19 protein-coding genes and 2 tRNA genes are annotated in these 23,603 nt (G+C 70.7%); 8 read left to right on the top strand and 13 right to left on the bottom strand.

Going from position 1 to position 23,603, the window contains the following annotated elements:
* Window positions 1–40: 40 nt before the first annotated feature.
* From aceE to ACZBH1_RS15465, 6 genes are all read left to right on the top strand, one after another.
* Window positions 41–2,770 carry a pyruvate dehydrogenase (acetyl-transferring), homodimeric type gene (aceE, locus tag ACZBH1_RS15490; protein ID WP_336397108.1) on the top strand — a complete coding sequence of 910 codons (2,730 nt, stop codon included), beginning with the start codon at window positions 41–43 and terminating at the stop codon, window positions 2,768–2,770.
* Window positions 2,771–2,777: 7 nt separating this feature from the next.
* Window positions 2,778–3,998 carry a PucR family transcriptional regulator gene (locus ACZBH1_RS15485; RefSeq protein WP_378880954.1) on the top strand — a complete coding sequence of 407 codons (1,221 nt, stop codon included), beginning with the start codon at window positions 2,778–2,780 and terminating at the stop codon, window positions 3,996–3,998.
* Between the two features lie 97 nt (window positions 3,999–4,095).
* Complete coding sequence (locus tag ACZBH1_RS15480) at window positions 4,096–5,007, top strand: ACP S-malonyltransferase (RefSeq protein WP_336397107.1); 912 nt, start codon at window positions 4,096–4,098, stop codon at window positions 5,005–5,007.
* Between the two features lie 13 nt (window positions 5,008–5,020).
* On the top strand, window positions 5,021–6,022 hold the full coding sequence (locus ACZBH1_RS15475) for a beta-ketoacyl-ACP synthase III (protein ID WP_463646888.1): 1,002 nt from the start codon (window positions 5,021–5,023) through the stop codon (window positions 6,020–6,022).
* Between the two features lie 76 nt (window positions 6,023–6,098).
* Window positions 6,099–6,347 carry an acyl carrier protein gene (locus tag ACZBH1_RS15470; RefSeq protein WP_336397105.1) on the top strand — a complete coding sequence of 83 codons (249 nt, stop codon included), beginning with the start codon at window positions 6,099–6,101 and terminating at the stop codon, window positions 6,345–6,347.
* Between the two features lie 57 nt (window positions 6,348–6,404).
* On the top strand, window positions 6,405–7,643 hold the full coding sequence (locus ACZBH1_RS15465) for a beta-ketoacyl-[acyl-carrier-protein] synthase family protein (RefSeq protein ID WP_463646887.1): 1,239 nt from the start codon (window positions 6,405–6,407) through the stop codon (window positions 7,641–7,643).
* Between the two features lie 198 nt (window positions 7,644–7,841).
* Here ACZBH1_RS15465 and ACZBH1_RS15460 read toward each other — a convergent pair whose 3' ends face one another.
* Both ACZBH1_RS15460 and ACZBH1_RS15455 read right to left on the bottom strand, forming a co-directional pair.
* Complete coding sequence (locus tag ACZBH1_RS15460) at window positions 7,842–8,345, bottom strand: DUF3145 domain-containing protein (protein ID WP_336397103.1); 504 nt, start codon at window positions 8,343–8,345, stop codon at window positions 7,842–7,844.
* Between the two features lie 144 nt (window positions 8,346–8,489).
* Window positions 8,490–9,263, bottom strand: a complete 774-nt coding sequence (locus ACZBH1_RS15455; protein ID WP_336397102.1) for a hypothetical protein — start codon at window positions 9,261–9,263, stop codon at window positions 8,490–8,492.
* Between the two features lie 165 nt (window positions 9,264–9,428).
* Here ACZBH1_RS15455 and ACZBH1_RS15450 point away from each other — a divergent pair, with 165 nt between their 5' ends.
* Window positions 9,429–11,435 (top strand): DUF262 domain-containing protein, encoded by a 2,007-nt coding sequence (locus ACZBH1_RS15450; RefSeq protein ID WP_336397101.1) that lies wholly within the window; start codon window positions 9,429–9,431, stop codon window positions 11,433–11,435.
* Window positions 11,436–11,498: 63 nt separating this feature from the next.
* On the opposite strand, the gene nagE is transcribed toward ACZBH1_RS15450, so the two are convergent.
* The 3 genes from nagE to ACZBH1_RS15435 form a co-directional block, all read right to left on the bottom strand.
* Window positions 11,499–13,436: an N-acetylglucosamine-specific PTS transporter subunit IIBC gene (gene nagE / locus ACZBH1_RS15445; RefSeq protein ID WP_336397100.1), complete on the bottom strand. Its 1,938-nt coding sequence runs from the start codon at window positions 13,434–13,436 to the stop codon at window positions 11,499–11,501.
* Between the two features lie 196 nt (window positions 13,437–13,632).
* Window positions 13,633–13,706 (bottom strand) — tRNA-Ile (locus ACZBH1_RS15440).
* Between the two features lie 54 nt (window positions 13,707–13,760).
* The gene (locus tag ACZBH1_RS15435; protein ID WP_336397099.1) at window positions 13,761–14,852 is read right to left on the bottom strand and encodes a DMT family transporter; all 1,092 of its coding nucleotides are present in this window, start codon (window positions 14,850–14,852) and stop codon (window positions 13,761–13,763) included.
* A 42-nt stretch (window positions 14,853–14,894) separates the two neighbouring features.
* Here ACZBH1_RS15435 and def point away from each other — a divergent pair, with 42 nt between their 5' ends.
* The gene (gene def, locus ACZBH1_RS15430) at window positions 14,895–15,461 is read left to right on the top strand and encodes a peptide deformylase (RefSeq protein ID WP_336397098.1); all 567 of its coding nucleotides are present in this window, start codon (window positions 14,895–14,897) and stop codon (window positions 15,459–15,461) included.
* Window positions 15,462–15,537: 76 nt separating this feature from the next.
* On the opposite strand, the gene ACZBH1_RS15425 is transcribed toward def, so the two are convergent.
* The 8 genes from ACZBH1_RS15425 to ACZBH1_RS15390 all read right to left on the bottom strand — a co-directional run bounded on the left by ACZBH1_RS15425 (window position 15,538) and on the right by ACZBH1_RS15390 (window position 23,528).
* Window positions 15,538–15,610 (bottom strand) — tRNA-Asn (locus ACZBH1_RS15425).
* A gap of 74 nt (window positions 15,611–15,684) precedes the next feature.
* Entirely contained in the window at window positions 15,685–16,473 is a 789-nt protein-coding gene (locus tag ACZBH1_RS15420) for an ATP-binding cassette domain-containing protein (RefSeq protein WP_463646886.1), read from the bottom strand.
* Window positions 16,474–16,522: 49 nt separating this feature from the next.
* Complete coding sequence (gene dnaG, locus ACZBH1_RS15415; protein ID WP_378880966.1) at window positions 16,523–18,379, bottom strand: DNA primase; 1,857 nt, start codon at window positions 18,377–18,379, stop codon at window positions 16,523–16,525.
* The gene (locus ACZBH1_RS15410) at window positions 18,379–19,743 is read right to left on the bottom strand and encodes a deoxyguanosinetriphosphate triphosphohydrolase (RefSeq protein WP_378880969.1); all 1,365 of its coding nucleotides are present in this window, start codon (window positions 19,741–19,743) and stop codon (window positions 18,379–18,381) included. Before ACZBH1_RS15410 ends, dnaG begins: the two co-directional genes overlap by 1 nt.
* Window positions 19,733–20,908, bottom strand: coding sequence for a tRNA dihydrouridine synthase DusB (gene dusB / locus ACZBH1_RS15405; protein ID WP_336397094.1), 1,176 nt, complete (start codon window positions 20,906–20,908; stop codon window positions 19,733–19,735). The genes ACZBH1_RS15410 and dusB overlap by 11 nt, the downstream gene beginning before the upstream one ends.
* Window positions 20,909–21,026: 118 nt before the next feature.
* On the bottom strand, window positions 21,027–21,707 hold the full coding sequence (locus tag ACZBH1_RS15400; RefSeq protein ID WP_463646885.1) for a DsbA family oxidoreductase: 681 nt from the start codon (window positions 21,705–21,707) through the stop codon (window positions 21,027–21,029).
* A 64-nt stretch (window positions 21,708–21,771) separates the two neighbouring features.
* The gene (locus ACZBH1_RS15395) at window positions 21,772–22,764 is read right to left on the bottom strand and encodes an LTA synthase family protein (protein ID WP_463646884.1); all 993 of its coding nucleotides are present in this window, start codon (window positions 22,762–22,764) and stop codon (window positions 21,772–21,774) included.
* A complete protein-coding gene (locus tag ACZBH1_RS15390) occupies window positions 22,761–23,528 on the bottom strand; it encodes a hypothetical protein (protein ID WP_463646883.1) in 768 nt (255 codons plus the stop codon). Before ACZBH1_RS15390 ends, ACZBH1_RS15395 begins: the two co-directional genes overlap by 4 nt.
* Between the last annotated feature and the right edge of the window lie 75 nt (window positions 23,529–23,603).

The following is a 23,603-nucleotide window of genomic DNA, read 5'->3' as shown; positions in this document are numbered from 1 at the left end:
GATTCCCTGGCACGATCTGCCAGACGACGAAAGGTCTTCTGTGACTGTCAACGATCAGGATCCGTACTCGCAGGAACCCCTCGACAGCGATCCCGATGAGACCTCCGAGTGGCAGGAGTCCCTCCAGCAGCTCGTGCAGGCGAAGGGCCACGGCCGTGGCCGCGAGATCATGCTGAGCCTGCTGCAGACCTCCCACGAGCTGCAGCTGAACGTGCCGCAGGTTCCCACGACGGACTACATCAACACGATCGCCCCCGACAACGAGCCCGAGTTCCCCGGTGACGAGGAGCTCGAGCGCCGCTACCGCCGGTGGATCCGCTGGAACGCCGCGATCACGGTGCACCGCGCGCAGCGCCCCGGCATCGGCGTGGGCGGTCACATCTCGACCTATGCCTCCTCCGCGTCCCTCTACGAGGTCGGCTTCAACCACTTCTTCCGCGGCCTCGACGACCCCTCCGGCGGCGACCAGGTCTTCATCCAGGGTCACGCCTCCCCCGGCATCTATGCGCGGTCGTTCCTCGAGGGGCGCCTCGACGAAGCGCAGCTCGACGGCTTCCGCCAGGAGAAGTCGAAGTTCCCCGACGGCATCCCGTCCTATCCGCACCCGCGCCTCATGCCGGAGTACTGGCAGTTCCCGACCGTCTCGATGGGTCTCGGCCCGATCAACGCCATCTACCAGGCGATGACGAACAAGTACCTGACGAACCGGGGCATCAAGGACCTCTCGAACTCACGCGTATGGGCCTTCCTCGGCGACGGCGAGATGGACGAGGTCGAGAGCCGCGGCCAGCTCCAGGTCGCCGCGAACGAGGGCCTGGACAACCTGACGTTCGTCGTCAACTGCAACCTGCAGCGCCTGGACGGCCCGGTCCGCGGAAACGGCAAGATCATCCAGGAGCTGGAGAGCTTCTTCCGCGGCGCCGGCTGGAACGTCATCAAGGTCGTGTGGGGGTCGGGCTGGGACGAGCTGCTCTCGAAGGACGTCGACGGCGCGCTGGTGCACCTCATGAACACCACGCCCGACGGCGACTTCCAGACGTACCGCGCCGAGGACGGCGCCTTCATCCGCGAGCACTTCTTCGGGCGCGACGAGCGCACCGCCGCTCTGGTGAAGGACTGGTCGGACGACGACATCTGGGGCAAGCTGCGTCGCGGCGGCCTGGACTACCGCAAGGTCTACGCCGCCTACAAGGCCGCGACCGAGCACAAGGGCCAGCCCACCGTGATCCTGGCCAAGACCATCAAGGGCTACGGCCTGGGTCACCACTTCGAGGGCCGCAACGCGACCCACCAGATGAAGAAGATGACCCTTCAGGACCTCAAGTACTTCCGCGACTCGATGCGCATCCCGATCTCGGACGCGCAGCTGGACGAGAACCCCTACCTGCCGCCGTACTTCAACCCCGGCGCACAGGACGAGACCATCCAGTACATGCTGGAGCGCCGCAAGGCCCTGGGCGGGTTCCTCCCCGAGCGCCGCTCGCACCACGTCGGCCTCCAGCTTCCGGGCGACGAGGCCTACGCGCTGCCCAAGAAGGGCTCCGGCACGCAGGAGATCGCCACGACCATGGCGTTCGTCCGCCTGCTGAAGGATCTGCTGCGCGCGAAGGACTTCGGCCACCGGATCGTGCCGATCATCCCGGACGAGGCCCGCACGTTCGGCATGGACGCGTACTTCCCGACCGCGAAGATCTACAACCCGCACGGTCAGAACTACACGTCGGTCGACCGCGAGCTGCTCCTGGCGTACAAAGAGAGCCCGCAGGGCCAGATCATGCACGTCGGGATCAACGAGGCCGGTGCCGTCGCGGCCTTCACCGCGACCGGCACGTCGTACTCGACGCACGGCGAGCCGCTGATCCCGGTGTACGTCTTCTACTCGATGTTCGGCTTCCAGCGCACCGGCGACGCCCAGTGGGCGGCGGGCGACCAGATGGCGCGCGGCTTCATCATCGGCGCCACCGCCGGCCGCACCACGCTCACCGGCGAAGGCCTGCAGCACGCCGACGGCCACTCGCCGCTGCTGGCATCGACGAACCCGGCGACCGTCTCGTACGACCCGGCCTACGGCTACGAGATCGCGCACATCGTCCGCTCGGGGCTCGAGCGGATGTACGGCGGCAACCACCCCGACCCGAACGTCATGTACTACCTCACGGTGTACAACGAGCCGCTCGTGCAGCCGGCCGAGCCCGAGGGCGTGGACGTCGACGGCATCGTGCGCGGCATCCACCGCATCTCGTCGCTCGAGGGCGAAGGGCCCCGCGCGCAGATCCTCGCCTCGGGCGTGGGCGTGCCGTGGGCGCTCGAGGCGCAGCAGCTGCTGCGCGACGACTGGGGCGTGCAGGCCGACGTGTGGTCGGTGACGTCGTGGAGCGAGCTGCGCCGCGACGGTCTCGCGGCGGACGAGCACAACTTCCTGCACCCGGACGAGGAGCCCCGTACGGCGTACATCACCGAGAAGCTCGCGGGAGCGCCCGGGCCGGTCGTCGCGGTCAGCGACTTCATGCACGCGGTGCAGGACCAGATCCGCCCCTGGGTGCAGCACAACTTCGCCACGCTGGGTGCCGACGGATTCGGCTTCTCCGACACCCGCGCAGCGGCTCGCCGGTTCTTCAAGATCGACGGCCCCTCGGTCGCGGTCCGCACGCTCCAGGCCCTCGCCGCCGAAGGCGCCGTGGACCGCAGCCTCGCCGCGCAGGCCATCCAGAAGTACCGCCTGCACGACGTCACGGCCGGAACGAGCGGAAACGCGGGCGGCGAGAGCTGATCCGCGAATGGGCAAGTCCGCCGAGGTGATGGACAAGCCCGAGACGCTCGCCTGGCTGCGACGCATCTCGGGCGATCTCGCCACCGTCACGATCAAGCGCCTCGAAGAGACGCTGCCCTGGTATGCCGAGATGCCGCCGGCCCGACGCTCCGCCGTCGGGCTGGTGGCACAGGCGGGCATCACCTCGTTCATCTCCTGGTACGAGGATCCCGCCTCCACCCCGTGGATCGCGGCGGACATCTTCGCCGTCGCCCCCCGCGAGCTGCTGCGCAGCGTCAGCCTGCAGCAGACCCTCCAGCTCATCCGGGTCACCGTGGAGGTGACCGAGGAGCGCGTCGCGGGCAAGGGCGAGCACCTTCGCGAGGCGATCCTGCTGTACTCGCGTGAGGTCGCGTTCGCGGCGGCGGACGTCTACGCGCGGGCAGCCGAGGCCCGCGGACTGTGGGACGCCCGCCTCGAGGCCCTCGTCGTGGACTCGATCCTCACGGGCGAGGCCGACGAGGAGCTGCCCAGCCGCATCGCCGCCCTCGGGTGGCACGGCCACGGCGAGGTCGCGGTGCTCGTAGGCACGACTCCGCCGCAGTTCGACGTCGACCAGCTGCGCCGGACCGCCCGCAAGCTGGGCGTCGACGTGCTGATCGGCGTGCAGGGCTCCCGCCTCGTGCTCGTGGTCGGCCGCGCGGACCCCGGCTCGCGCGCGGACGACGCCGCGACCGATCTCCCCTTCGCGGAGATCGCGCGCCGGCTGGAGCCGGGCTTCGGCACCGGGTATCTCGTGCTCGGTCCCACCGTCCCGGCGCTCGTGGACGCGAGTCAGAGCGCCCGCGCGGCGCTGGCGGGCTTCGCCGTCGCACGGGCGTGGCGCCACGCGCCGCGTCCGGTGGAGGCCGACGACCTGCTTCCCGAGCGCGCCCTCGCCGGAGACCCGCTGGCCAAGGTCACGCTGGTGGAGCGCATCTACCGACCACTGCAGGCACACAGCGCCGACCTGGTGTCGACGCTGTGGGCGTACCTCGACAACGGCCGGTCGCTCGAGGCGACCGCGCGCGAGCTCTTCGTGCATCCGAACACCGTCCGCTACCGCCTCAAGCGCGTATCGGAGGTCATCGGCTGGGATGCGACGGGCCCGCGGGAGGCGCTCATCCTCCAGACGGCGCTGATCCTGGGCTCCATCGGGACGGATGCCGCGCGCCGGCGTGCGCCCTCCCAGCGACGGGCACCAGCCTGATCGCGACGGCGCCCGGTGTGCACCACGCACAAAGCATGCCGGCATTCTTTGACCGTATCGCCAGAACCCGCCGGATGATCCTTGACAGGATGGAACGGTGATAATCGCCGTCTTCCCCGGGCAGGGCTCCCAGACCCCCGGCTTCCTGGCTCCGTGGCTCGACGAGGACGGCGCCGCGGAGCGGCTCGCCCGCTACTCGGAGTGGTCGGGGGTCGACCTCGTCGCCGCCGGGACCCAGTGGGATGCCGACCGCATCCGCGACACCCAGGTCGCCCAGCCGCTCATCGTGGCGGCGAGCCTGCTGTCGTGGAACGCCCTCCCCGACCGAGCCGCCATCGGGGGCGTCGCCGGTCACTCCGTCGGCGAGTTCGCCGCCGCGGCGGCCGCAGGCGTCCTGAGCGAAGAGGCGGCGCTGACGCTCGTCGGCATCCGCGGCAGAGCCATGGCGGAGGCGGCAGCGGCGGCCGAGACCGGGATGAGCGCCGTGATCGGCGGAGACGAGGCATCCGTCCTCGCCCGCCTGGACGAGCTGGGGCTCGCCCCCGCGAACTACAACGGCGGCGGCCAGCTCGTCGTGGCAGGCGCGCTTCCCGCCCTCCAGGCCCTCGCCGCCGAGCCCGTCGCGGGCACGCGCGTGATCCCGCTGCAGGTCGCCGGCGCGTTCCACACGCAGTACATGTCCCCGGCGGTCGAGACGCTGCGGGCAGCGGCGGCCGACCATGAGGTGTCGGACCCGGGCGTGACGCTGTGGACCAACCGCGATGGTTCCGCTGTCGCCTCCGGACGCGCCTTCGTCGACCTTCTGGTCGAGCAGGTCGCCTCGCCGGTGCGCTGGGACCTGTGCATGGCCTCTTTCGCCGACAGCGGCGTGTCGGGCATCGTCGAACTGTCGCCGGCGGGCACGCTCGTCGGGCTCGCCAAGCGCGCGCTGCGCGGGGTCCCGGCCGTCGCCGTCAAGACACCCGCCGACCTGGAGGCCGCCGGCGCACTGCCGGCCGCCGATGCCTGACCGGAGTACCCGAATGACCGCCAGCCTCATCCAGCCCACCGGCGCCGCGCACACGCGCATCTACGCGTACGGCGCCGCACGCGGCGAGAACGCCGTGCCGAACGACGACCTCGTCGGCCCCATCGACTCCAGCGACGAGTGGATCCGTAAGCGCACCGGGATCGTGACCCGCATGCGCGCGTCGGCCGGCACCGATGCGATCGATCTGGCGACGGATGCCGCGCGCGAGGCGATCGAGCGCTCGGGCGTCGAGGCGTCGCAGATCGACGCCGTCATCGTCGCGACGATCTCGAACCCCAAGCAGACGCCGTCGGTGTCGGCCATCGTCGCCGACCGCGTCGGTGCGAACCCCGCCGCCGCGTACGACCTCAACGCCGCGTGCGCGGGCTTCGCGTACGGCGTCGCGCAGGCGGACGCCCTCATCCGCGCCGGCGCCGCGCACTACGCGCTCGTCATCGGCACCGAGAAGCTCAGCGACATCGTCGACCCGACCGACCGCAGCATCTCGTTCCTGCTCGGCGACGGAGCGGGCGCGGCCGTCATCGGCCCCAGCGACAGCGCCGGCATCGGACCCACGGTGTGGGGCTCTGACGGCTCGAAGGCCGACGCGGTCGGGATGAACCACACCCTCATCGAGTTCCGCGAGGGCGCGGCGCCCTGGCCCACGCTGCGCCAGGAAGGGCCGACCGTCTTCCGCTGGGCCGTGTGGGAGATGGTCAAGGTCGCCCGCCAGGCCCTGGAGGCCGCCGGTGTGGAGGCAGCGGATCTCGCCGCCTTCGTCCCCCACCAGGCGAACATGCGCATCATCGACGAGTTCGCCAAGCAGCTCGGCCTCCCCGACACGGTGCTGATCGGCCGCGACATCGAGACGACCGGCAACACCTCGGCGGCCTCGATCCCGCTCGCGACGCACCGGCTGCTCGAGGAGCACCCCGAGCTCTCCGGCGGCCTGGCGCTGCAGATCGGCTTCGGCGCCGGGCTGGTCTTCGGCGCACAGGTGGTCGTGCTTCCCTGAGGCCGCGAGCCCCGACCATAGACTGAGACCCGGCCCGCCCCCGGGTCCGCGTACCCCCAAGAAACAGGAGAATCCCATGGCATTCACCAGCGACGAGGTCCTCGCCGGACTCGCCGAGCTCATCACCGACGAGACGGGCATCTCGTCCGACGAGGTCGCTCTCGAGAAGTCGTTCACCGACGACCTCGACATCGACTCGATCTCGATGATGACGATCGTCGTCAACGCCGAGGAGAAGTTCGGCGTCACCATCCCCGACGACGAGGTCAAGAACCTGAAGACCGTCGGCGACGCCGTCAGCTACATCACGTCCAACCAGGCGTAACCCCTTCCGGTGGGGGCTGCGGCCCCCACCGGCACACCCACGAGGACTTTCACCGTCATGAGCAACTCCCGCATCGTCGTCACCGGCATCGGCGCGTCATCGCCCCTGGGCGGCACGGCACCCGAGAGCTGGTCGGCCCTTCTGGACGGCGTGTCCGGCACGCGGTCCCTCGAGCACGAGTGGGTCGAGCAGTACCAGCTGCCGGTGACCTTCGCCGCGGAGGCGAAGGTGCGTCCCGACACCGTGCTCGAGCGCCCCGTCGCCAAGCGTCTCGACCCGTCGTCTCAGTTCGCGCTCGTCGCGGCCATGGAGGCCTGGGCGGACGCCGGAACCCCCGAGGTGGAGCCGGAGCGCCTGGGCGTGGACTTCGCGACCGGTATCGGCGGTCTGCACACCCTCCTCGACGGCTGGGACACGCTGCGCGAGAAGGGCCCGCGTCGGGTCCTGCCGATGACGGTGCCCATGCTCATGCCCAACGCCGCGGCGGGCAACCTGTCGCTGCACTTCAACGCCCGGGCCTACGCGCGCACCGTCGCGAGCGCCTGCGCGTCGAGCACCGAGTCGATCGTCAACGCCATCGAGCACATCCGCTCGGGGCTCGCCGACGTCGTGATCGCGGGAGGCACCGAGTCGGTCATCCACCCCGTCACGATCGCCGCGTTCTCGTCGATGCAGGCGCTGTCCCGGCGCAACGACGACCCGGCGACCGCCTCGCGGCCGTGCAGCATCGACCGCGACGGCTTCGTCATGGGCGAGGGCGCCGGAGCTCTCATCCTCGAGACGGAGGAGCACGCCCGCGCGCGCGGCGCCAAGATCTACGCCGTCGTCGCCGGCGGCGGCGTGACGGCGGACTCGTACCACATCACGGCGAACGACCCCGAGGGACTCGGAGCGGCCCGGGCGGTGAACCTCGCGCTGGAGATGGCGGATGCCTCGGCCGACGACGTCACGCACATCAACGCGCACGCCACCTCGACCCCGGTCGGCGACCCGAACGAGTACCAGGCGCTCCGGGCCGTCTTCGGCCCGCGCATCGACGAGATCCCGGTGTCGGCGACGAAGGCCTCGACCGGTCACCTGCTCGGCGGCACCGGAGCGCTCGAGGCGATCTTCACTGTGCTGGCGCTGCGCGACCGCGTGGCGCCCCCGACCATCAACCTGACGACGCAGGATCCGGCGGTGCCCTTCCGCATCTCCGGGTCGCCGACCCCGCTCGGCGACGGGCCGCAGTTCGCGATCAGCAACTCCTTCGGCTTCGGCGGGCACAACGCGGTAGCGGCCTTCGCATCGGTCTGAGTCGCACGCACGTCCAAGACGCCCCGATCCCCTCGGCGAGAGGGAGATCGGGGCGTCTGTGGTGACAGGCGGTGGTTCGCGGTCCCGCTGCCCGGGATCATCGGCCTCCGAGCCTCGGTAGTGGCGCCTCGCACCGCCCGGGTCTGTGAAGTTGTGTCACGCCGACGTGGCGGCGGCCGGGCCGCGCCCGGCCGGAGATCAGCCGACCTTGTGGAGCCAGACGACCGGCGCCTCGTCGCTCGCGTGCCGGAACGGCTCGAGCTCTTCGTCCCACGCCGCACCCAGGGCGACCTGCAGCTCCCGGTGCAGCTCCGAGGCGTCGCCGCCGGCGATCTCCATCGCATACCGGATGCGGTCCTCGCCGATCACGACGTTGCCCGCGGAATCGGTCTGGGCGTAGTGGATGCCGAGTCCCGGGGTGTGCAGCCAGCGGCCGCCGTCGCTGCGCGGGGTCGGGTCCTCGGTCACCTCGAACCTCAGGTGCTCCCAGCCGCGGATCGCCGTCGCGAGGGCCGAGCCGGTGCCTGCCGCGCCCTCCCAGTAGAACTCGGCGCGGCGGCTTCCTGCCAGCACCGGCTGTTCCGCCCAGTCGAAGCTGACGGCGCGGCCGAGGGCCCGACCGACCGCCCACTCGAGGTGCGGGCACAACGCTCGTGGCGCGGAGTGGATGAAGATCACCCCACGCGCCTTGTGTGTCGCCATGATCTCTCCGTTCGTCAGGTGCGTCTTCCCCTACGACCTGAGACGGTGTCACAGCGTGCTGTTCGGTTGTGCTGTCGCCATTATCGCCGAGGGGGCGGTGGAATCACAAGTGTGTGATTCCACCGCCCCCTGATGAGATGCGGGTCAGGCCTCGCTCATGGCCTGGACCGCGGCCTTGCCCTTGGCCGCGTAGTAGGCCGCGCGGGCGGCGTCGCGGCGCGCCTGCTCTGCCTGCCCGGCGTCCAGGACGTCCTGGGGGACCTCGAACTGGTCCGTCGTGGGCTTGCCGTGGTACTTCTCGATGTAGGCGTCGAGCTCGGGGCCGGACTCCCACGACGTGATGAGGCAGTAGCGCGGCGCGTCGCCGTCGTGGTGCACCGCGTGCCACAGTCGCTGCGTGTCGACGATGAGCTGCGCGCCGGCAGGGAGCGCCACGCGGTACTCGATGCTCGGGTCGGTGCGGTTCTCGCGCAGGACGAAGTAGCTGTTCTTGTCGTCCGTCAGGTTGAAGAAGCCGCGGACCACCCAGCCGGTGCCGTCGGGGTTGAGGCGGTTGTTGTCGTCCTGGTGCAGGTTGTACAGCGCGTCGGCGTACGTGTTCGGCTGCAGTTCGATGATGCGGCAGCGCCCCACGTTGGAGCCCGGCTCCTGCGCGCGACGCGTCAGGGTCGGCGCCTTCTCGGTCTGCTCGGGGATCCAGACGCCGTCCTTGTCGGTGCGCGGCGGCGTGTGGTTCCAGAACCCGTTGCACTCGATCTCGCCCTTGGCGGAGGCGAGCGGTGCGAACCGGGTGTCGCCGGAAGACTTCCAGTCGACGTACTCGATCGAGAGCCACTCCTGGGGATCGATCTCCTCCCCGTAGGAGTCGAGCACCACGAAGCCGGTCTCATCGAGAGCGGCGGACTTGATGTAACCCATGACGAATCATGCCTTTCGGTCAGTGAGCCAGCACGTTTTAACAGGCTCAACTTAGGCAAGCCTACCTCGCACCCCTCGGGCGCCCCCGTGACCGAGCCGTGAATAACCGGCGCCCCGGCGGCCCGCCGATTCCGCGCCGGGGGCCCCGAATAGACTGAAGGAGCCATGGTCACTGCCACGAACGTCGATGCGACTGCTGTCAACACGATCGGGTGGCTCTCCGCCGCGGACTGGACCATCGTCGTCCCCGTCTACCAGCGGCAGTACCGGTGGGACATCGGCGGATGCGAGCAGCTGCTGGCCGACATCCGCGCCGTCGCGGACCTCGACGACCGGCACATGCACTTCATCGGCTCGATCCTGTCCTCCGCGAGCGGCGAGGGCGAGGGCGCGGAGCTCGTGCTCATCGACGGGCAGCAGCGCACCACCACACTGATGCTCCTCGTCGCGGCCCTGCACCACACGGTGCGGGAGGCCCGGCCCGACCTCGCCGACGAGCTGCAGCGCGTCCTGGTCCACTCCCACGACGTCACCCGCACGAAGCTGCGACCGCACCGCGCGTGGGCCGGCGTGTTCGAGCGCGTCGTGCTCGACCTCCCGCTGCCGCCTGGTGAGCACCGCGACTCCCGCTTCGACGACAACTACGCGTTCTTCCGCAGCCAGATCAGCGTGGAGGAGGCGCCGCACATCTGGCGGGGGCTGCAGAAGCTCGAGCACGTCGCGATCACGCTGGGTGCGGGCGCGAACGCCCAGCAGATCTTCGAGAGCCTCAACTCGACGGGCGAGCCGCTGCGCGACCACGAGCTGATCCACAACTACGTCCTGATGGGGCTCACGCACGCCGAGCAGCGCGAGGTCGAGGCGGACTTCTGGCGGCCGATCGAGGCGAACACGGGCGACGCGATCGCCGACTTCTGGCGGCAGTACCTCGTGATGCGGACCGGCCGCGAGGTCACCGTGGTCGGCGGACGCGGTGTCTACGACGCCTTCCGTCACGAGTTCCCCCGCCTCCCGTTCCCCGAGCTCGTCGCGCGGGCAGAGGAGTGGCGCGCGCTGTCACGCGTGTACCGGGTGCTGCTGCGGCCGGACGAGGCGCCGGATGCCGAGATCGCACAGCAGCTCCGTCACCTCAACACCTTCGGCACCGCGATGTACCCGCTCGTCATGCGCGCATACCGGGACGTCGAGACCGGTGCGCTCGCCCGCGAGGCGTTCATCGAGACCCTGGAGATGATCCAGGCGCTGTTGATGCGCCGGTCGGTCGTCGGGACGGGCACGCAGCGCCTCGTCGCGCGCCTGTGCCGCGCCCGAGAAGCGGGATGGGAGGCCCTCGTCGCGGCGATCTCACGCATCACGCCGTCCGACGAGCGCATCGCCGTGGCGCTCAAGTACTCCGAGCTGCCGCACGCGCGATATGCGCTCGGGCGCATCGCCGGACTCGACCCCGCCGCCGAGGTCGACATCGAGCACATCTTCCCCCTGGCCCCCGGCGATGCCTGGTCGGGCGACGGCGTGCGGGAGTGGGCCGCGTACAGCGAGGACGAGCAGAACAGTCATCGCGCGCTCGCCCAGACCATCGGCAACCTGGCCGTGCTCGAGGAGGACCTCGCGTTCCGAGCCTTCGACCGCTCGTTCCCCGAGAAGAAGGCCCTCTACGCCCGGAGCGCGATCGTGACGACCGCCGAGCTCGCCGAGGTGCCGGCGTGGGGCACCGCCGCCATCGCCGAGCGCTCCCGGCACCTGACCGAGCGCTTCGTGCAGGTGTGGAAGCGCCCCGGTGGGCCCGCCATCGACGACGACGGCCTCACCCCGATCCTCGACGCGGTCCGCCGGCGGGGATGGCCCCCCGGCTGGCACCGCGAGTGGTCGTACGTCGAGTACTGCGGCGAGCACTGGGAGGTCTACGACGTCAAGCACCTCTTCAACCGCGTCTTCAAGCGGCTGTGGGCTGATGCGCGTGCGGCGGTCGTGTCGTACAGCGCCCGCCGCGGCGGCCCGGTCTACACCGCGCAGTCCTGGAACGGTCAGTGGGATCGACTCGACGACCATCACTCGCTCTACATGGGGTGGGACTCCAGCTACATGCTGAGCGCCGTGCAGGGCGTCCTCGAGGAGGCGGGCATGGCCCCCGAGGTCTTCGTCAAGTACTCCTACATCGGCGAGGCGATGTGACGGGCGGGACGGATGCCTCGCGCCGAGGCATCCGTCCCACCCGTCATCGGGGTCCTGCCGGCGTCACTCGAACGAGACGGCCGCGTTCTCGTTGTTGAGGACGATGACCGGGGTCACCGCGGGGTGGCCGGCGGCGCGGATCCTCGCCAGGTCGAAGCGCAGCAGCGGAGTGCCTGCCGTCACCTTCTGCCCCTTCTGGACGAGGGTCTCGAATCCGTCGCCCTTCATGCCGACCGTGTCGATGCCGACGTGGATGAGCAGCTCGGTGCCGTCCTCCAGCACGAGGGCCACGGCGTGGCTGCTGTCGAACGTGGCGCCGATGGTGCCGTCAGCGGGAGCGACCACCGTGTCGCCGGTCGGCTCGATCGCGACGCCCGGGCCCATGACGCCCTCGGCGAAGGTCGGATCGGGCACCTCCGAGAGCGGCACGACGCGGCCCGCCAGCGGCTGGCGCAGCCGGATCGTGGTCGTCGCGGGAGCATCGGTCAGCACGGCGGTCCCACCCGCGGCCGGCGCGGGTGCCGGCTCGGCCGTCGCGCCGGCGGGAGCCGATGCGCGGCCCGCGAGGATCGCCTCCATGGCGTCCTTCACGAACTGCACGTTCGTTCCGTAGACCACCTGCACGGACTTGCCGCCGGGCTTCATGGTTCCCGCCGCACCGGCGCGCTTGAGCGCGGCGTCGTCGACCTTGCTCACGTCGTCGATCTCCATGCGCAGGCGGGTGGCGCAGTTCTCCAGCTCGAGGATGTTGTCCTTGCCGCCGAGGGCGTCGATGAACCGTCCTCCCGTGACGAGGTACTTGTCGTCGGCCGTGTGGGTGTCGTACTCGGTGCCCTCGCCGAGGATGTCGTCGTCCTCGCGTCCCGGCGTCTTGAGGTTGAACCGCTTGATGAAGAAGTAGAACACCACGAAGTAGATGAAGAACCAGAAGACGCCCATCACGGGGATGAGCCACGGGTTCTGCGCCATCGGGTTCATCCAGTTGAGGACGAGGTCGATGAAGCCGCCGGAGAAGCCGAATCCCATGCGCACCGGAAGGATCTGGCTGATCGCCATCGAGATGCCCGTGAACACGGCATGCGTGAGGTAGAGCACCGGCGCGAGGAACATGAAGGCGAACTCGAGGGGCTCGGTCACACCCACGAAGAAGGAGGCGATGGCGCCAGAGAACAGGATGCCGTAGGCGAGCTTCTTCCTGGTGGTCCTCGCCGTGAGGTACATCGCGAGGGCGGCGCCGGGGAGGCCGAACATCATGATCGGGAAGAAGCCCGTCATGTACTGCCCGGTCACGCCGTACGTGCCCTCGCCGGCGAGGAAGTTGTTGAGGTCGTTGATGCCCGCGACATCGAACCAGAACACCGAGTTCAGGGCGTGGTGGAGCCCCACCGGGATGAGCAGGCGGTTGAGGAACCCGTAGATGCCCGTGCCGAACGCGCCGAGCGTCACGATCCACTCGCCGAATCCGACCAGGCCGCCGTACACGAACGGCCAGACGAAGAACAGGACGACGGCGACGACCAGCGAGAAGCCGGCCGTGACGATCGCCACCGAGCGCTTGCCCGAGAAGAACGACAGCGCGTCGGGCAGGCGCGTGTCCTTGAACTTGTTGTAGCAGTAGGCGCCGATGAGGCCGCAGATGATGCCGACGAAGACGTTCTGCACACGCAGGAACGCCGGGTCGACCTCATTGACGTTGTCGACGCCGGTGAAGAGGAGGACGGTCTCGGGCTTGAGCAGCGTCGTGACCACGAGCCACGACACCAGGCCCGCCAGCGCCGAGGTGCCGTCCGACTTCTCCGCCATGCCCAGCGCGATGCCGACGGCGAACAGCAGCGCCATGTTGTCCAGCAGCGAGCCGCCGGCGGCGCCGAGGAATGTCGAGACGACGTTGGGACCGGCTGCCGAGCTGATCCAGTACGAGATGCCGGACAGGATCGCAGCGACCGGCAGCACTGCCACCGGAAGCATGATCGATCTGCCGAGCCTCTGCAGGAACTTCATTGTTCTCCTCCAGGGGGGGCCAGGAATGGGTTGTGACGATGACGCTACCGTCAATCGGCGATCGCCGTCAGTGCCACTCCCTCCGAAAGTAAGGATGGTGAACGAATCCGGCTCGATCGGGCGCGGCGGCGGCGCGCACGCAGACCGGGAGCGCAGAGGACCGCCGCGGACAGGATGCCGCGGCGGTCCTTATCGGTAGGGCGGGTGGGACTTGAACCCACGATCGTCGGGTTATGAGCCCGCTGCCTTGACCAGCTTGGCCACCGCCCCCCGCACATCGGGTGCGCGAAGAAGCCTACCCGCCCGCCGGAGCGATCCGCGGCGTCAGCGGGTGTCGGGCTTGTCGGCCGGGTCCTTCACGGGCGGCTCCGGCCACACCTTCGCCACCGCCTCGGTGACCTTGATCGACGCGGTGGAGGGGTGCGCGTCGTCCGGTGCCGTTCCGGTGCTCCCCCGCTGGATCGGGAGCTCCTGGCTCTCGCTGAGCACCTGCGGGTGATGGCGCGCGAGCTGGAACACGCCCCATACCGCGACCGCGCCCACCACGGCGAAGGCGATGTACACCCACAGCGGCGCCCCCGCGACCTCCTGCAGGACGATCAGGCCGATGAGGATGGCGACGATCGGGTCGATGACGGTGAGGCCGGCGACCACAAGGTCCGGCGGGCCGGAGGCGTAGGCGCTCTGCACGAAGTACGCGCCGACGATCGCCCCGACGATGAGGGCGGCGAGGCACAGGAAGGTGAGCCCGTCGAAGTCGTTGTCCTTGATGCGCTCGATGACGACCTTGGCGAGCGTCGCGACGAAGCCGTAGATGACCCCCGCGGCGGTGATGTAGAAGAGGGCGCCCATCCGCTTGCGCAGCCACACCCACAACCCCGCGAAGACCAGCGTCACCACGGCGAGCAGCACCAGGATCGTGATCAGCTGTCCGCTGGAGACCGGCTTCTCGGTCGCGAAGAGCGCCGCGATGGTCACGAAGACGAAGATGCCCCCCACGCACGCCGCGATCGCGATCAGCGAGCGTCGCGTGGGCTTGTGCCCGCTGATCTGCGCGTTCAGAAGGGTCGTGATGACGAGCGCGATCGCACCCAGCGGCTGCACCACGATGAGCGGCGCCACGGCGAGGGCGGAGAGCTGACACACGATGGCCAGTGCGAGCATGACCGTGCCGATGACCCACGAAGGGCGCGAGAGCAGCTTGAGCAGGTGGCTCGCATCGAGGCCGCCCTGAGTCGGCTGCGAACGGCTCATCCGTTCGACCTTGGTCACCCCGCGGTGCTGATACTGGGCCCCGAACGACATGAAGACCGCGCCCAGCAGGGCGAGCGGGATGCCGTACAGCAGGCCAGGGTTCTGGAACGCGCCGACCAGCTGGTCCCCCACGTCCTCGAGCTCCACCGCGGTCCACAGCACACATCGACATTAGCCGCAGGCGTCGCTCGATAGGCTCAAGGCGTGGCTGTTCTCCCGATTCGCATCATGGGCGATCCCGTCCTGCACTCCCCCGCATCCCGTGTCGAGGCGATCACGGACGAGGTCCGCACGCTCGTCGCCGACATGTTCGAGACGATGGATGCCGCCCCCGGCGTGGGCCTGGCAGCCCCGCAGGTCGGCGTCCCACTGCGGATCTACACCTACTCGTACACCGATGACGAGGGCGCTCCCTGGCGCGGCGTGATCGTCAACCCGGAACTGTGGATGCGGCCGCTCGAGCCCGGCGCGCCCGACCCCGACGAGGAATCCGAGGGGTGCCTGTCGTTCCCGGGCGAGCGGTTCCCGCTGCGGCGCTCCGACGAGGTGCTCGTCACCGGGACCGACCTCGAGGGCGAGCCCGTGCGCATTCAGGTCGACGGCTGGCGCGCCCGCATCATGCAGCACGAGTTCGACCACCTCGACGGCGTGCTGTACGTGGACCGCCTCGACGACGGCGACTGGAAGACCGTGCAGAAGATCGCCCGCAAGCGCGGCTGGGGCCGGCCGGGAAGCTCATGGACCCCCGGCGTCGACGACCTCGACGCGTGACGCGACCTGCCGCGCGGCGTCCTCAGGGCGTCTGAAGACGAAGAAAGGCCCCGAGGTGGAGCTCGGGGCCGATCCGCTCCCCCACTTGGACTCGAACCAAGAACCTATCGGTTAACAGCCGATTGCTCTGCCAATTGAGCTATGGAGGAATGTTCCGCACTCTCGCGCGGGCAACCAGTCCATATTAGCAAAGCTCCACCCATGGTCATGACCACGGGAGACCTCAGGACCCGACGAGTCTCCGATCCGCTTCGCCGCTCGGCGTCCACAGCAGGTCCTGTGTTCCGTGGCCGAATGCGACGGCATGGCCGGCGCGCAGCACCAGCACGTCGGCGTCGAGCTCGTCGACGACGTCGGCCTGATTCGTCACCACCAGCGCGGCCATGCCGAGGTCGCGCTGCCGCCGGAGGATCGCCTCGCGCGCGGCTTTGCGCACCTCGACGTCCATGTTCGCGTAGGGCTCGTCGGCGATGAGGACACGCGGCTGGAGCACGAGCGCGCGCGCCAGCGCGACGCGCTGGCGCATGCCCGCGCTCAGCTCGTAGGGGTACTTGGCCGAGGCGCCCAGCGGAAGCATCATCTCGTCCAGCAGTGACGCGACGCGCACCGCGAGAGCGCGCGAGCTCACCCGCCGGTCGCGGCTGGTGATGGGTGCGCTGATGACCTCGGCGACGGTGAGCCGGGCGGGAAGGCGCGCCCCCGCCGACTGGGGCAGGTATCCGGCGTAGTAGGTGAGGAAGCGATGGTCACGCCCTGGCCGGCGCACGGAGACGCCCTCGACCGTGCCGTCCCCGCCCACGACCGCGAGGCCGGGCTCGTCGGCTCCGGCCAGGACCGCGGCGAGCGAGGACTTGCCGGATCCGGTCGGTCCTATCACGGCGAGGTTGCGTCCATGCGCCAGGCGGAATGTGACGCCGTCGACGACGCGCTGACTCGGGCCGCCACGACCCGCGCGGGCGATCGACAGGTCGGAGCAGTCGATCGCGGCATCCGCGGTTCGTCGTCGAGCCATCTCCTCATCCTGCCCGGCAGCGGACCCTCGCGCCAGTCGGAGCAGTCCGTCAGGAGGACTCGTCGGCGATCGCCTGACGTCGTGCGTCGAGCTCGCGCAGGCGCAGGCGGATGCTGCGACCCTGTTCGGAATCGGCGGGCACCCGCTGGATCGCGCCCAGCAGCTCGGCCTTCTCGCGATCGATGGCGCGCATCACGAGCCGCCGCGCCAGGTCACCGGCCGAGGCGACGGCCGCCTCGTCGTTCAGGGCCGGGAAGTCGCCCGCAAGCAGCTCGGCCGCCAGCGACCGGTAGGGCTCCCGCACGGTGCCGACGACCGCAGCCGACCAGCCGGGCCGCTGCATGTCGGCGGCCGAGACCACCGCGGCGCGGACGGCGTCGAGCGCCGGGTGGCGGAACGGTTGCTCCAGCGCCCGTGCGACGAGGGCGGGCTCCATGCGGTGGCCGAACTGCAGGACGCCCATCAGGGCGTCGCGCTCGAGTCCCACCTCCGGCGTGCGCGGCAGCGTGGCGAGCGTGACATGCAGGGCGCCGTCCTCCGAGGAGGAGGGTGCGGGCGGCTCCGCAGCGGCCGGGGCATCCCGTCTCCCGCCGCGCCCGGCGCGCTCCACCTCCCGCCGGACGTCCTCGGTGTCCATGCCGAGCCGGCGTGCGAGCACCCTCACGTACTCCGGCTGCAGCAGCGGGTCGCGAAGCTCGGCCACCACGGGGGCGGCGGTGCGGAGCGCCCCGACTCGCCCCTCCACGCTCGCGAGGTCGTAGCCCGAGATGCGCTGGTCCAGGACGAACTCCACCATCGGGACCTTCGTCTCCAGAAGCCCGCGGACCGCGCTGTCGCCGCGGGTGAGGCGCAGGTCGCACGGATCCAGCCCCTCGGGCCCGGTCGCGACGTAGGTCTGCGCGTTGAAGCGCTTGGCGTCGGCGAAGGCGCGCAGCGCCGCCTTCTGGCCGGCCGCATCGGGGTCGAAGGTGAAGACCACCTCGCCCGCCGTGGAGTCGTCGCCCATCACGCGTCGCAGCACCGAGATGTGGTCGGAGCCGAAAGCGGTACCGCACGTCGCGATAGCCGTGGTGATGCCGGCGAGGTGACAGGCCATGACGTCGGTGTAGCCCTCGACGACCACGACGCGGTGCTCCCGCGAGATCTCGCGTTTGGCGAGGTCGAGGCCGTAGAGCACCTGGGCCTTCTTGTAGATGGTCGTCTCGGGGGTGTTGAGGTACTTGGGTCCCTGGTCGTCGTCGTAGAGCCTGCGTGCGCCGAAGCCGATGACCTGCCCGGTGACGTCGCGGATCGGCCACACGACGCGGCCGCGGAAGCGGTCGTACACCCCGCGCTGCCCCTGCGACACCAGCCCCGCGGACGACAGCTCCTCGTCGGTGTAGCCCTGCGCGCGCAGGACGGAGTGCATCCCCGACCAGCCCTTCGGGGCGTAGCCCACCCCGAAATGGGCAGCCGCCCCGGCGTCGAAGCCGCGCTGGCCGAGGAACCTCCGCGCCGTGTCGGCCTCGGCGGTCATGAGCTGCGCGCGGAAGAACTCGGCGGCGGCGGCGTTGGCGGCGTACAGCCGCGCGCGCCCGGTGTGCTCGGGGGCTGCGCCGCCGTCCTCGTAGTGCAGGGCGTAGCCGATCCGCCCGGCGAGGCGCTCGACGGCCTCGGTGAACGTCACGTGGTCCATCGCGCGCAGGAACGAGTAGACGTCCCCGGACTCGCCGCAGCCGAAGCAGTGGTAGAACCCGGCCTGCGGGCGCACGTTGAAGCTGGGGCTCCGCTCGTCGTGGAAGGGGCACAGCCCTTTGAGCGAGCCCACGCCGGCGGACTTGAGGGCCACGCGCTCGCCGATGATGTCGGCGATGTTCGTGCGGGCCTTCACCTCGTCGACGTCGGCCTGCCGGATGCGCCCCGCCATCAGCGCACCTCGGATCGCTCGGGCGCGGGGCCCGCCGGTGCGTCCATCGGGCGGGCGCCGGGAGCCCAGACGCCGACGGAGGCCGGATCCAGCTGTCCGACGAGGGACCCGTGCCACGCGATCGCCAGCTGATCGGTGAGGCTCGCGACCTGATCCACGACGACCCGCCGGCGCGCGGCATCCGTCCGCGCCGACGCGAAGTCCTGCGCGTGCAGGCGGTCCAGCGCCTCCGGCCGTTCCCACAGCGCGCTCGCCAGGCGCTTGAGGACCCGCCGCTGCTCCTTGTAGAGATCCTTGCGTCCCTCGATCGAGACGACGGCCGCCCCGATGATGCCCTTGAGGACCGCCATCTCGGCCTCGACGACGCGCGGCACCACGAGGTGACCGCGGTAGCGCGTGAGGACGGAGGTCGCGTACGACTCGCGGGTGGCCGTCGTGGCGGCGCGGGCGAAGCGGCCGATCAGATCGGAGGTCAGGTTCTTCAAGCGCGCGAGCGCGGCGCGGGATCCGTCGAACGCGTCGATCCACTCGGGCATGCGCGTGAGCCGGAACAGGGCGTCCTCGAGCTCGTCGCGGGCGAAGTCGAAGCCGACCCACGACTGGATCGCGGTCAGCAGCCACTCGTGCTCGCGGGGATCGGCCAGGCGCGCGGGATCCAGGTAGCCGTTGACGATCGCGTCCTCGAAGTCGTGCACCGAGTAGGCGATGTCGTCGGACAGGTCCATGACCTCGGCCTCGATGCACCGCACACGTCCGGGCGCGTCCGCACGCAGCCAGCGGAAGACGTCCTCGTCCTCGGGGTAGACGCCGAACTTCAGCCGTCCGCCGGGATCGGGAAGCGGGTGGTCGGCGGTCCAGGGATACTTGCACGATGCGTCCAGGCTCGCGCGCGTGAGGTTGAGGCCGAAGCTGCGCCCGTCGGCGTCGATGACCTTCGGCTCGAGCCGGGTGAGGATGCGCAGCGTCTGCGCGTTGCCCTCGAAGCCGCCGAAGTCCTCGGCCCACTCGTTGAGCGCGCGCTCCCCGTTGTGGCCGAACGGCGGATGCCCCAGGTCGTGACTGAGACAGGCGGTGTCGACCACGTCCGCGGCGAGGTCGAGCGCGGTGGCGAGCTCGCGACCGACCTGGGCGACCTCGAGCGAGTGCGTCAGACGGTTGCGTGCGAAGTCGGCGGGGCTCGCGGGACTGAGCACCTGGGTCTTGGCCGCGAGGCGCCGCAGCGCGGCGGAGTGGAGCACGCGCGCGCGGTCGCGGGCGAAGTCGTCGCGCTGGGAGCGGTGCTGCTCGGCGTGGAAGCGGGCGGCGTCGGCGTCGTCGTAGCCGGCGGGCCGGTCGGCGGCGCCCGCGGAGTCGTCAGCCGCCACTGTGGTCGAGTTCCGCGTCGGCGATGGCGGTGGATGCCTCGGCGCTCAGCTCGCGCGAGTTCAGCCAGCCGTCGGGCAGCGCCGGACGCTTGGGGGTCCCCGCGCGGCCCCGCTGCCCCTCGGCGGCGGCGCCGGGGTACGGCGCGTCGGCGTCGAGGGTCGCCAGCAGATCGTCGATCTCGGTGAGGCTGGACGCCGTCGCCAGGCTCGCGCGCAGTTCGCCGCCGACGGGGTAGCCCTTGAAGTACCAGGCGACGTGCTTGCGGATGTCTCGGCAGCCGCGGCCCTCGTCCTCGAAGAACTCGACCAGGAGCTCGGCGTGCCGCCGGAACGCGCGGGCGACGAACCCGAGGGTCGCGTCGACCGGCTGCGCGGGCGCCGCCCCCGGGCCGCCGAGGGCGCGCGCCAGGTCTCCGAACAGCCACGGCCGGCCGAGGCATCCGCGTCCGACGACGACGCCGTCGCAACCGGTCTCAGCCATCATCCGCGCCGCGTCGTCGGCCGACCAGATGTCGCCGTTGCCGAGCACCGGGACGCTGGTCACGGCCTCCTTGAGTCGGGCGATCGCCGACCAGTCGGCCTGGCCGGAGTAGAACTCCGACGCCGTGCGCGCGTGGAGCGCGACCGCGGCCACGCCCGCGTCCTCCGCGATCCGCCCGGCGTCGAGGTACGTCAGGTGGTCGGCATCGATGCCCTTGCGCATCTTCACCGTGAGGGGGATGTCGCCGGCGGCACGCGCCGCGCGCGTCACGATCTCACGGAACAGGCCGAGCTTCCACGGCAGCGCCGCTCCGCCGCCCTTGCGCGTGACCTTGGGGACGGGGCATCCGAAGTTCAGGTCGATGTGATCGGCCCGGTCCTCCTCTACGAGGAGCCGCACCGCCGCCTCCGTCGTCGCGGGATCGACGCCGTAGAGCTGGATGGAGCGCGGGGTCTCGGACTCGTGGTGGGTGATGAGCCGCATCGTCGTCGCGTTGCGCTCGACGAGTGCGCGCGTCGTGATCATCTCGCTGACGTACAGCCCCGCGCCGTACTCGCGGCAGAGCCGGCGGAACGCGGTGTTGGTGATGCCCGCCATCGGCGCGAGCACCACGGGCGCGTCGAGTTCGATGGGCCCGAGGCGCAGCGCGCGGGTCGGGGCGAGGGCGGTGGTCACGCGTTCCATTCTCGTACAGGAATCCGTTCCTTGGCTGAACGCCCGTCTCGGCTGTGGATCCGCGTGGCGCGGCGCGGCCACGGGACGGGCCCGCCGCGGATCGCGACGGGCCCTGGGCGGGTGCGGGTCAGGCGTCGACGTCGGCGGGCTCGTGGTGCTCCGCCCACACCTGGCGCACGATCTGCGCGAACGCCTCGGCCGGCTGCGCGCCCGAGACGCCGTACTTGCCGTCGATCACGAAGAACGGCACTCCGTTGATGCCGTATGCGGCGGCCTGCGCCTGGTCGGCGCGCACCGCGCTGAGGTACCGGCCGCTGACGAGCGCCTCACGGGCCGCCTCGGCGTCGAGTCCGGCATCTGCCGCCAGCGAGACCAGCTCGTCCTCGCGGCCCAGGTGCCGTCCCTCGGTGAAGTAGGCCGACATGAGGCGTTCGGCGAGCTCGGGCTGACGACCGTGCTCCTTCGCGAAGTGCAGCAGCTCGTGCGCCTTGACGGTGTTGGTGTGCTTGAGCAGATCGAACCGGTACGCCAGACCCGCCTCGGCGGCGACGCCGGTGACGCGCTCGAGCATCTGCTGCGCCTGCGCCGACGAGATGCCCTTGTGGGTGGCGAGGTAGTCCGCCTCTCCGCCCTCGAAGTCGACGGGGGTGTCCGGCGACAGCTCGAACGAGTGGAACGTGACCTCCACAGCGGGCGCGTCCTCGTCGGCGGATGCCGCGGCCAGCCCGTTCTCCAGGTTGCGCTTGCCGATGTAGCACCAGGGGCAGGCGATGTCACTCCACACGTCGATCTTGATCGCTTCCGTCATGCTGAGGGACAACCGCGCGCGGATGCTCATCTATTCCGTCGCATGGGTCTGCGCGACGCGTCCGTCAGGAGGTCGGCGGATCGGCGTCGGGCACGAACCGGAATCTCACGCGGACGTCGTCGTACGGCACCACGATCGTGGACGCGTCCGGCGACCAGGCATCAGGGACGAGGTAGAGCCTGCCACCGCCCTGGGCGAGCAGCCGGAGCCCGAAGTAGCGATAGGCGAAGGCCGGCGGCGTGAGCCCCTCACCGTCGGCCGGCGCCTGCGCACCGAGCTGCTGGAACGCGATGTCGTCGTTGCCCGGGTACAGTCGCTCGGTCGTGTCGAGCACCACGGCGGGAAGGGTCGTGAGGTCGGCGGCGAGCGAGCGCGCCTGCCCGCGTCCCCACCACTGGGCGATGGTGGCGGTCGACCAGAACGTGCCCGCGACCATGACGAGGACGAGGAGGACCACCACCGCGCGGCTCACGGTCGCGCCTCCGAAGGCGCGTGCGGTGGAGGCGGCATAGGCGGCCAGTCCTGCGCCGATCGCCAGCGACAGCGGCGTGAGCAGCTGCCCCCACGCCCAGGCGGGGAAGAACGGCACGAGGAACGCGCACGCCAGGCCGGCCAGGAGGAACGCGATCCCCGTCCAGGCGATCACGCGCACCACGCGGCGGCGCACCGCATCGGGCCGGTCGCCGAGCCGGCGTCGCAGCGCGCGGTGCCCCACGATCCCCGCGGCCGCCAGGAGCAGGAGCACCATGACCGGGATGAACAGGGCCCCCGGGCTGCGCATGACGAACTCCTGGGTGCTGAGTCCGATGATGTCGACGTCGACGCCGAAGTAGCGGAAGAACTCCCGCGTCGAGACGTATCCGAAGTAGAACAGCAGCGCCGTGACCAGGGTGAGGGGCGCGACGAAGGACGAGAGGAACCCCATCCACTTCTCGAAGCCGAGGCCTGGTTCCACCTGAACGGCGCCCTTCGGGACGGGCTCGGCGTCGACCGCGGCCTGCTCGGCCGGTGCTGCCCCGGGCGTGGGCGCCGCCGGGCGTACCCGCCACGCGCTCAAGGCTCCTCCCCGGGCTGCTCGTCGGCCGGTGGCTGGTCGGGGTCTTCGGACGGCTGCTGTTCGCCCGGCGCCTGCTCGTCGGATTCCTCCTCGCCGTCGATCGGCGCGTCGCCGCCGTCCGCCTCGGGGTCGGTGACGACGATCGGCGGGCCGGGGTCGACCGCGCGGGCCGCGACCGCGTCGCAGATCTCCGCGCTCGGGCATTCGAGCGTGCCGACGAACGAGATCAGCGTGCCGTCCTGGAAGTCGGCGGACGGGCGCAGGAGGAGACCGCAGAAGATCCCCGACTCGTTGGCGGCGACAGTCAGTCCGAGGCAGGAGCGGTCGGCGCCGCGGGAGCCGCAGGCCTCGCCCTCCACCTGCAGTCCCGGCCGATCGGTCACCGCGCCGTCGAACGTGAAGCGCACTCCTTCGGGGATCGGCTCGCCGCCGCCCCAGAAGACGGCGATGGTCTTGCACCAGACACCGGCCGCGATGACCTCGGCGACGCCCTGGTCGCCGTACGCCGGTCCCCCGTACTGCGCGACGGGTCCGGTCCGGACGCGGTCCTGTGCGGGATCCTCGCTCCCGTCGGAGTCGGTCCCGCCATCGTCCTCACCGTCGGCGTCGGTCCCGTCGTCCGAGCGGTCGGGCGACGGCGACGGGCTCGCGCTCGTCGTCGCCCCGGCGTCGTCGGGGCTCACGGGCGTTCCGCACCCGGCGAGGCCGAGCAGCAGGACGACGCACAGGGCGGTGGCACCCGCCCTCGGTCTCGACAGCGCCACGATGCACCTCCGACCGGCCGCGCATGCGGCTCACGTCAATGATGAGCGCGCGCGGGCGCCGTGGATACCCCGGCC

The organism is Microbacterium sp. ZXT2-5 (assembly GCF_055329545.1).
The sequence above is the reverse complement of the archived record's forward strand: the minus strand, read 5'-3'. Positions and strand labels throughout refer to the sequence as shown.